The organism is Pseudomonas sp. P4_C1 (assembly GCF_056402155.1).
The window spans coordinates 1-7,947 of record NZ_JBFUHY010000122.1; the positions used below are offsets into that span (position 1 = coordinate 1).

At 46.5% G+C, this 7,947-nt stretch carries 4 protein-coding genes; 1 reads left to right on the forward strand and 3 read right to left on the reverse strand.

Translation table 11 applies throughout. The features are described from left to right. From AC1DU9_RS28970 to AC1DU9_RS28980, 3 genes are all read right to left on the reverse strand, one after another. Positions 1 to 2,676, reverse strand: a 2,676-nt coding sequence (locus AC1DU9_RS28970; RefSeq protein ID WP_477811197.1) for an NACHT domain-containing protein, incomplete at its 3' end; no start/stop codon positions are given. A gap of 411 nt (positions 2,677 to 3,087) precedes the next feature. After that, positions 3,088 to 6,207, reverse strand: a complete 3,120-nt coding sequence (locus tag AC1DU9_RS28975; protein ID WP_477811198.1) for a DEAD/DEAH box helicase — start codon at positions 6,205 to 6,207, stop codon at positions 3,088 to 3,090. Continuing rightward, complete coding sequence (locus AC1DU9_RS28980) at positions 6,197 to 7,009, reverse strand: Hachiman antiphage defense system protein HamA (protein ID WP_477811199.1); 813 nt, start codon at positions 7,007 to 7,009, stop codon at positions 6,197 to 6,199. Before AC1DU9_RS28980 ends, AC1DU9_RS28975 begins: the two co-directional genes overlap by 11 nt. A 662-nt stretch (positions 7,010 to 7,671) precedes the next feature. On the opposite strand from AC1DU9_RS28980, the gene AC1DU9_RS28985 reads away from it, so the two are divergent. Beyond that, positions 7,672 to 7,890 carry a BPSL0761 family protein gene (locus AC1DU9_RS28985; protein WP_477811200.1) on the forward strand — a complete coding sequence of 73 codons (219 nt, stop codon included), beginning with the start codon at positions 7,672 to 7,674 and terminating at the stop codon, positions 7,888 to 7,890. The last annotated feature ends 57 nt before the right edge of the window (positions 7,891 to 7,947 follow it).

The following is a 7,947-nucleotide window of genomic DNA, read 5'->3' on the forward strand; positions in this document are numbered from 1 at the left end:
ATCTTTCAGCGCATGGCGTTCTTCGTCGGACACGGCACTGTAGCCCATGTCGATATTAGTTCGCAGTGCATTCAGTAACGGCAGATCGACATTTTCCAAGTTTCCGTCGCTGCGCATGATTTCCAAGCAAGCTGCAAAAAGAACAGGTTCARTGTATGCGCCCTGCGATGCACACTGTAATTCCGCAAGCCTGAGCAGATTAGGGACATCGGGAGCAATGAAATCTAGGCAGTTTCTGAGAGCCTTTCGAACAAGCGCTTCATCACCGAACTCATACTCAATTTTATCTGGGTCGGTAAGAACCAAATCAGCAAAGCGCGTAAGACAAGGCCAATGCCGACCACTTTGAACAAGCTCTCGATTGTCCCGTAAATACTGGATGTTTAACTTATTGATGTCGTTTTGTTCTCGGCGGCGGCGATTCATCCTCCGCCTGTGGACAAACATGCTTTTTTGTTGGGCTTGTGCAGATTGCGCGGCCGCTCTATTGAATTTTGCCCACTCGCGCATCAAAGGAGATTTCTCCAATGCCTGTTCACGCATGTGCCGTCGCAATCTATTTGGGCCTCGCTGTGCTTGACTTTGATGAAAGTGATGCATTGCGATGTAACTCGCCCACAGTGCTGGGTTATCAATTTCAAATGCCAGATCAACTATAAAGTAGTAATCGCTGGATTGAAAACGAAGGCCGGAGTGAGAGTGAAAATCAAATTTCTGTATTCTAGTTTCGAAAATATCGTCGCTGCTGGTGAGGTTTCCAAATGCATGAGCCATTATTCCTTGCCGCAAGCCATCGTCATCTTGAAGCACTTTAACGGCCTTGCTCTGATCTGCTGATTTTTGTTCATGAAAAATCAGATTTTCGATCCAATGCCAAACCCTTCTCGGGTCAAAAGGRGGTGTTGCCAATTCAAAGTATCGATCCAGCATCATGCCTACAATCTTGCTGATCCCAATTCTACAATCACATTCGTAATATTTTTTTTTGCATGTGCAAACAAGGTCTTTAGTTAAGTCATCAAGTAGCCACTCGATTGGTATCAAACCAAGTCCGCCAACGAAGCGCCTTATGAAATAACGCGTACCGATTGTGGATTTGTAAGGTTCTCGATGACTCGGGTAAAGGTTTGAGCAGACTCGAAAAAAGCCAGCGAGGTAGGCTAAACCAAATGCTTCGGCGCCGATAGCTGTTAGGATGGTTACCGCAATTTTCAGAGAGGTATGACTGGCTTCAGAGACCAGGACTGCTAAATCGGTGTGATGGTCATGGCCCGGCAGGTCGATCAGACATTTGCTGGCCAACAAGCGAGTGTGTTCGCTTTCGTCTGGATTCAACACGAGTTGACGCAACTCTTGTGTCAGATGCGCAATCGCTGGTGACCCCGTCAACAACTCAAGAATTAGATCACGCAAATGCCCATCACTGCCGCTCGCTAGAAAGGGTTTAATCTCTGTCATGACCTCTTGGGTGAAGAAACCTGAAGCACTGAACCGGCGCCAAGCATCTCCTCGCCGGAAATAGGGATCCTTCGTTTCGACAGCTTTCAGTCCTTGTATAAGTAGGCGCTTTGAGGAGTGTTCAAGTTGAGAGGGATCACCATTCGCAAGCACCGCGTAGGGATCAAGTTCAATAGCAGTCTCTTGAATGGATCTGTTGCCTAGCGCCGCGAGCCAACCCAGTAATCCCCGGAGTTCATCTCGAACTACGTTGTTCGGAGCGATGATAGGTAGGCATTTATGTAATGTCAGAGGATCAACCGGATCAGCGATCCGCTTGGCAAGGTAGTCCGCCGCACAGTATTCAGCAACGATCTTGTGAACAGGCCGATGTTGATCCGCACTGTCTCCAGGTTTAAAAAGTCGAGTTGCCAGGATGCCTTCAGCTGCTGTGTGTTTGTCAAAGAGTGATGCCAGCAGTGGATAGATCCGATCTGCGGTTGCCTCGCTCGTCCCTATGCCTTCTGCTCCGGACAGCAAAAGCTTGGTGAATACTTCCGACGACAGAGCAACCCTTTGTGTGCTGGATAGCGTCTGCACTACATTGACGTTAGCTTCCTTCGCCAGCCGTTCGACCGCTTGTGAAAATATACTTCGTTTATCTGTGAAGTGTCTGCCGCTTTCCATATAGGCATCTGCAAACATCTTCAGAAATTGGGGGTTAGGGAGTAATGCTCCTAAGCCGAATCGAGCTACTTCCGCTTGGAACTTTGAAAATTCCTCACCCCGAACATGATGATGAAAAATTTCCTGCTGTTCTCCCTCTTCAAACTCGCAAAGCCTAACCACCAACGGTGAGCATCCTAGATAGTCTTCGAATGCGTTTGTGGCAGCTGTACCCCACTCGCTGGATCGGCTCGAAATGATGACGTGTGTTGGCTTTGCTTTTCTGGCGTTAGCAAGAAGGCTGTGAATACCCGTTTGATCGAGTTTGGCCAACTCATCAAACGCATCGATCACGAGTGGGTAATTCTCTGCAGCGGCCCCCAAGTGTTTAAACTTGTTTGCGGTAACGGTGGAGGTTCCCAGCTGTCGGGCTAGGCTTCCCATAAGTTCAGTTTTTCCGCCTCCGGGTTCTGCTAAAACAACAACGTAATTTGAAGCTGCTAGCAATGCTTCTTCAGTATAAATACTGTCTTTGCTGGAGAGCATGCGCGGAAGGTAGAAAGTTGAATTCATAGGTTAAATTCTGTGTTTTAAACTGCACCTTATTTTCGGTGCTATGTTATTTCAGCCAGGTCGTTTCACTGACTGTTCCTGCTAATGATAGTACGCCATTTCAATCTCACATTGGGCTTTGCAAAGGTTCTGGCGCTCGGTTTTTTCGGTACGGTGCCAATCTCAGCAAGAGTAATCTGCCTGACCATAGGTTTGTGGTGCTGGTTGCGCTTACACTCTGAGTCGCCCCCAATTTAGTAGACACGTCTGAATTACCACTTTTGGCCGGTTTCTGCCCGTCACCAAGTGCAGAAATCGACCCAAAGCTGACGGTGGCGACAGGCAAAAATCGGCCAGGAGCGGACGTTCGATTTTGTCTGCTAAAGGCCAACGCAGTTCTTTGGAAGTGCCTTCTAGACAGGGGCAATTCAGTTAACTAAATTTTGACAATGAAAACGCAGTAGGCAATCTTGACAATGCTTCCTTTAGTAGTTGCTTATTATTTTTTAAAATTTTGTAGTCAACAATGTTTTTGTTTTCTCGAACGCTTTCAAATTGCTGGCTAATGRACTTGCACACCTCTCTATCAGCGAACCCTTGTCCGTGTATCCAAATTTTGAATTCGTCTGATAGGCCGAGTTTCAGCTGATTTTGAAGTAATCTGGCATGGTTAAGCAATGTATCATTCAAGGCCTTGCCTTCGACAATGTCGCCGACAGCTCCTATTATTAACATTCCATCGTAAGAGAGAGCAGAGCAGAAATCTACAATATGCTCTTGAGTAATCGAGTAATAAGTGTTTTTTGCCTTGACGGAAAAATTGTTTAGTTTGGCATAAGTCAAAATCTCTGCATAACTAGTTTCATTGCACCATTGAGTGGCAATGTTTACCGCTTGCTCCTGCGGATAGATGTTAGAGGTGATCTTCTTTCTGGAAAATATCGTGATTAAGGGCCAGCATACTTCGAGGAGATCCTGAGGAGAGTCACAAAATTCAAGTTCGAAAAGTTGAGATGCTATCCAGTCTTCGATGTAAATAAGCTGATCAAGCCCAAGAAGGGTCCGTCCATAATAGGAGAATTTTTCTACTGGTATCACGCTTAATCTTGAGTGGATGGCAGCAAATATTGCCACTAACTGATCTTTAGCGACGTCGCTCGCAAGATGGTAGGCAAGAGTTTCGTAGGCTAGGTCTAGAAAGTATTCTGTTGATAATAAAGATCTGTCATCCTTCAAAATTGACATGAAATAGCTTTCAATGGAATGAAGGATTTGCTCCTTTTTATCAAAATCTTGCATCAATTCAGTAAAGCTTTCCTCAGGGATTCCGCTTTCCTCGCACCATTCACGCCACAATGTTCTTTCCCTAAACGGATTAGAGATGAAATTTAGAACGTCATTTTCACCTTTAATCAGAGGGAATGGCTGAACTATTTCCATCAAGCTACTCAGGCACTCTTCGGCGTTATTAAAGTTTAAAAGTTTGAGGGTTCTCTCCCATTTGTCTCGTCCTCTCCAGTGAAAACGGTTGTCGTAAATTTTGGGGTCAGTGAAAATTATTCCACCTTCAGTATGATAACCTGACCGTCCAGCGCGTCCAATCAGGTTTTGGAACTCCCTAGTGGAAATCCTTTTACCACCCTGCATCAAGTTTGAGATTAGAAGGTATTTGATTGGAAGATTCACACCCTGAGCGAGAGTCGAGGTGCATATGACGAGGTGTCCAGCACCCTTATCCATAGCCCATTCAACCGCGATTCTGAGACCATTTGGAATGGCTGAACTGTGAGGCAAGACTCCTAGGGGAATAGCTTCAGAAAAAATGTGCTGATCGGAAAAGTGTAGATGTGACAGAAACGCAATTTTCTGAAGCTCAGCGGTGTCTGAGACTGAGCTTGGCGCAGGAAGTGATAATCCTCGTTTGTACACATCTACAACGGTTGAACACAGACTAATGACTGTTCTCTTATCCCCGCAAAATATAGCTGTTGGCCCCTGCTGGCACAGTCGGAGTCCCAAATAGCAGGAAATTGACTGAACTTTGGTCTTTGTTGGAAAAAACCGAGCCTTGCTTTCTCTCCCTCGCAGCTCAAGACTTGACTGTTGAATGATCTTGGGGACATATAAGCCGCTATCGCGTTTATTGTCTCGCCGGAGGTAACTCAGTTGGCCCATATCGTGAAACCAGCTGAGAAAAGCTACGCTTTTGATAGATGGCAGCCAATTACTACCCTGGATGCTTAGGCTGGACTCTCCATTCAGCCAGTCGCCAATTGTTTCTGCATTAGACATAACCGCTGAAATCAATACCTTTTGTGCCTTCTCAGGTATTGTTTTCTTCAGCGAAGCAATCAAAAGCTCGTAGGTTACCCCCCTTTTTTCGCTATCAAATTGATGGCCTTCGTCAAATATCAGCAAGTCAATTTGTTTGGCCAGAGAAGGCTCATGCCTAAGCAGGTAAACTAACTTTTCTGGAGTTGAAACAATTACAGTATGATCGTGTTTGCCTTTGAAATCTTCGCCAAGCAAAAATTTTAGAAATTCCTGCTCATCCTCATCCACACTTGTAACATCTCTAAGCTCGTTGATATTGACAGAGTCATGCTCAAACGATGCCATGAAGCCCTGAGTAATTTCCCGGCACAATGCACGGAAGGGGGCGACAATCACGGCTAGTTTTGCACGACCTGAGAGAAATCCRCTCCGAATGATAAGCTCGATAGACTTGGTTTTACCCGCACTGGTGGGCATTTGCATAACTGCTGACTCACCCTTCAGCACGCCTAGGCTTCCCACTAAGCGCTGTGCAGGCCAAAACTCCTTCATAAACTTGTCGTTTGCAAGCGCTTGGTGCCAACGACTCTGTTCCAGGCCGGTGTATTTAGGTAGGCAGACCAATGACGAATTATTGATTTTTCTTTTAATTAGAGCATTGATAGTGTCGGCCAGCAGCACCTCACGATCTGAGCCGCTCGCATAGACGGTACTTCTGAGCTCATTTAGCTCGTCTTCTACGTCTGATAGATCCGCCTCCATATTCATAAAAGCGCGATAAACCATTGCTGTTCTGCGAATCTGGTCGTTATACCCCCCTGATGAAGCGAGAAAGAAGTTTTCATTCAGCTCGGATTTTAGTAGCCACACTAACAAGCTTTCGAGCCTACTGCCTGTCAGCTCTGCGGGAATTTTTGATACTGCTCTGGCTAGAACCAGTGAACTGCCTGGCATGTCGGCCAGATAATAAGAAGCCGAGCTCAAGATTTTTAGATATTCATCTATTTCGGTTGTTAGGCGAGACAGGCTTAAAGATTCAAAAAATTGTCCAGCCAGCACTAATTGTTGCTTCAGTACTTGCTTGTGTTCTTCGCGCTCATCTGAGGGGCGGGATTCAAGTGCAGCCAACTCTCCGAGCACTCCAATCGTGAACACAAGCAACCGCTTAGGATCCTGAGGAAGCTCAACGTGATATTCCTCCTCGATTCCAAATTCATACTGTTTTGCTTTAGCACGTGTAACATCAAGGATTTCACGCCCCTTATTTTCAAGCTTCATCTGCGGCTCTCCGATAAAGCTCGTGAATCAGTGACATCAGCTCAACCCCACTCACTACGAGTAGTTCCAGGCTGTCGGCACTAGGGTGATTGCCCGCATGTGAGGTACATACCACGCTCTCGTGTAGCGATGACGATGTGTAAACCGCAGCTGCGCCATACTTGCGTTTGCAAGGATAATCAGGTTCGCGCTGGAAGCGTTCTATCAAGTCGACTCCATCAAAATCTTGTCGATCATATAACCTCTGACGCATAGCGTTCAAAGACTCTGCAATCCGGATTTCATCTTTAATGGAATCATCAATTGCATTCTGCAGGACGTTGATTTTTGTCTTTTCAGTTGCTTTTGCTTTTACTTCAAATATTAACAATTCATCTTTTTCACTGATTACGTTCGGATTTTTTTTGAAAGCTATTACGTCTGATCCCTTGCTGGATTCATTCGCTATGATCTTCCGATCATAGCGCGTTCGAGGGACTGCGTAGTTTCTAATATATTGAAGGTAGTCAGCTATTAGAATCTCTGCGAAATCCCCGGCCCGAATGCTCGGGCCTGGCGCAATCGATTCGCTAGGGAATTTTTCCGTGATCAAATATTCTGAATTAGTCTTTGAGGGGTTTTTTAAGTAGCGTAGTTCTTGGTCGCTACAGTAGTGATTTCTAAAATGTCTTGCCCAACCCGACATTATGGAAGTATCTAATGCGTTGTGGTTGAATCGATAAACCGGGATTGAGCGCCCACACGCTGAGGTATAGGTGCCATTGGGCTCAAGCCAGGTGAGATGGGCTGCCAGCGAGGTCATTTCACGTCCTTTGTGTGCGCCAGCATGAGGCATTTCTCAACGACGCATGGGGTCATATTGCCATAACCCTTTCACCTGTACAGTGCTCGCTATCGCTCCTTCGACCGGCAAGCAATCAGTCTCCACGAGCAATCTCATTCCCTAATCATGGACGGCAGCGGTTGTATTGAATCGTGGGCTTATCTCTGTTGGAAAGCGTTGCTCCCTGCACTGACTATTCATTGGGCATGAGCGGCAGCCTTTGGCCGTTTTGTGCCTGTCACGAGGTGCAGAAAACGGCCGATTCTGTTGAAAAAGCCGGTTCGCCCAAACAGCCTGGTCATTGACTGGCTAAAACGCCTTTTTTGCACACTGCTACGTGAAATCCGAGTCCGGAAGCCTCTGCCAAAAGTAAAGATTTCAATCTCGGACGCGTACTTTTCCGATGCGCAAACCATGGTCGACTTTTTCAACAGAATCGGCCAAAAACGGCCATTCACTGCCTGAAAAGCTCGGGGCTTGAAGGCCTTCTACCGCGGACGCTCAGAGCTTGTGTCAGGGTCCATGCTTGTTTTAGCTGTCCTGAGGTGTAGGCTGACGAAATGGCGGGGCAAGGCGTTGGTTAAAAAGCAGTCCAGCCCAAAGCGGTCTGAACCATTCCCCGCTCGTAGAAGGAGTACAACATGACGATGCCGAACGAACGCACGAGAGCGCTTATTCAAACGCGAGATTTCCTGATCGAGCTTTCGCAAGATGCAGCGGCATCAGGGTCAATTCGACGGCAGGCTAAGCAACTTTTACGACATTATCCAAATGCAAAAGAAATACTCCTGGCAGGCCAACTGGATGAACGAAGATTGGATCGACTCACCGAGCCCTTTTTGAGCTCAAGCGTCGACTAGCCGCTTGTATCTTCTGAAAGAGGAAAGAGCGCATGTTGTATCTCAGAGGAATGAATC